Annotated in this window: 3 protein-coding genes; all 3 read left to right on the top strand. The window is 64.8% G+C overall.

What is annotated here, in order from left to right:
* Positions 1 to 1281 (top strand): sensor histidine kinase (locus I8N66_RS09885; protein WP_291152970.1); only part of this gene is annotated, 1281 nt, incomplete at its 5' end.
* Positions 1282 to 1504: 223 nt separating this feature from the next.
* Positions 1505 to 1708: a 50S ribosomal protein L35 gene (gene rpmI / locus I8N66_RS09880; RefSeq protein ID WP_077962740.1), complete on the top strand. Its 204-nt coding sequence runs from the start codon at positions 1505 to 1507 to the stop codon at positions 1706 to 1708.
* Positions 1709 to 1747: 39 nt separating this feature from the next.
* Positions 1748 to 1962, top strand: a 215-nt coding sequence (gene rplT / locus I8N66_RS09875) for a 50S ribosomal protein L20 (protein WP_291152964.1), incomplete at its 3' end; no start/stop codon positions are given.

The raw sequence follows: 1962 nt of genomic DNA, 5'->3' as shown, positions 1-1962 counted from the left end.
AGGCTTTTTACCGACTACGTTGTCGAGCGCTACCGCGCGGAAATGGCGACGCTGGTCGATACCATCGCCGCCCAGGTGGCGGTGCGCGACGGCGAACTCGTTCTGCCGCGAGAGCCGGCCGATCCAAGGCTGAGCCTGCCGGCTGGCGGACGCTACTGGCAGATCACTCGCGATGGCGGCACCCCCATTCGCTCGCGCTCTCTATGGGATACAGTGATCGACGACGATCGGCCATCGGCGCCGCACCATCTGGGCTTCCTGGAGATGGAAGGTCCGGACGGGGCGCCCATGCTGATCTATCAGCAAGCCCTGGCGCTCGGCGAGGGACCGACCGCGCAACGGTTTTCCGTGGCGGCCGGCTTTGCCCGCACTGAACTCGACAATGCGCTGGCCGCCTTTCACAGCCAGATCCGGCTGATGCTGCTTGCAACCGCCTTCGTGCTCGTTGGCGCCGCCTTCCTGCAGGGCGCGCTCGGGCTTTCGCCGCTGGTGCGCTTGCGCGATCGGGCGGCCCGCGTTCGTTCGGGCGCCGAGAAGGACTTCGGCTCGGCCGGCCCCAGCGAAGTCCAGCCGCTGGTCGCCGAGATCAATCTGCTGCTTTCCGAGCGCGAGACAGCCCTGGCGCAGGCGCGCGCCCGTGCCAGCGATCTGGCCCACGGGCTGAAGACGCCGCTGACCGTGCTTGCCCAGCTTGCCGAGAGCCTGCCGGAGGACCAGCGGCAGACCGCGCTCGAGCAGGTCGATCTCGTGCGCCAGCGCGCCGATCGCCAGCTGCAGGCGGCCCGCATGGGCGTCGAGCGCATGGCGACCACGTCGATCGCGACGCTTGGGGGTAAGCTGGTCAACGTCCTGCGTCCGATCACGGCGGAGCGCGGCATTTCCTGGGAAGTCGATGTCGATCCGTCGATCTCGCTCGACGTCGACCCGGCGGACCTCGCCGAATGCCTCGGCAACTTGCTCGACAACGCCGCCAAATGGGCGCGGAGCCGCATCCGCCTATCGGCCGAGGCGACAGGCGGGCGTGTGCGCATTGCCGTTGGCGATGACGGTCCGGGCGTTGCCGAGGGCGACAGGGAACAGGTGATGCGCCGCGGCACCCATGGCGAGAACACAAAGGGCAATCACGCCGCGAACACTGGCCTTGGACTTGCGATCAGTGCCGATATCGCGGATGCCTATGGTGCGGTGCTGTCGCTGGGGCAGTCGCCGCTGGGCGGCCTCGAGGCCGCATTGCTTTTCGACGCCGGCGGCGGCCGCCGGAGGCCACGCGATCCCGCCTAGGGCGCGTGCTTCCGGATGTGCCGGGAGATGCGCCGGACAAAGATGGGGATGCGCCGTGTCATAGCTCGCAGCGTCATCTTCGATTCCCCAGTTGCGCTTTTCGGGATGTACGGTTATAAGCCCCCGTCCGAACGGTCCGGCAGGGCATGCCGTGGCCGTTCTTAACGCTGGAAATGGACCTCGTCTGTCTGTTTCGCATTCTTAAGAACAATGGAGTAGCAAAATGCCCAAGATGAAGACGAAATCGTCTGCCAAGAAGCGGTTCAAGATCACCGCAACCGGCAAGGTTCGTGCTGCCGCCGCTGGTAAGCGCCACGGCATGATCAAGCGTACCAATAAGTTCATCCGCGACGCGCGTGGAACCATGGTTCTCGCCGAGCCCGATGGCAAGAAGGTCGTCAAGAACTACCTGCCGAACGGTCTCTAAGACTTTCAGGCATATTGGACACGTTAAGGAGATCATGACATGGCACGTGTAAAACGCGGCGTTACCGCTCACGCCAAGCACAAGAAGACGCTGAAGGCAGCCAAGGGCTTCTACGGCCGTCGCAAGAACACCATCCGCGCCGCCAAGGCAGCGGTTGATCGTTCGAAGCAGTTCGCTTACCGCGACCGCAAGGTCAACAAGCGCAACTTCCGCGCTCTCTCGATCCAGCGCATCAACGCTGCCGACCGCGAAAA

Source organism: Ensifer sp. SSB1 (assembly GCF_016652895.1).
Classification (GTDB): Bacteria; Pseudomonadota; Alphaproteobacteria; order Rhizobiales; family Rhizobiaceae; genus Ensifer.
The sequence above is the reverse complement of the archived record's forward strand: the minus strand, read 5'-3'. Positions and strand labels throughout refer to the sequence as shown.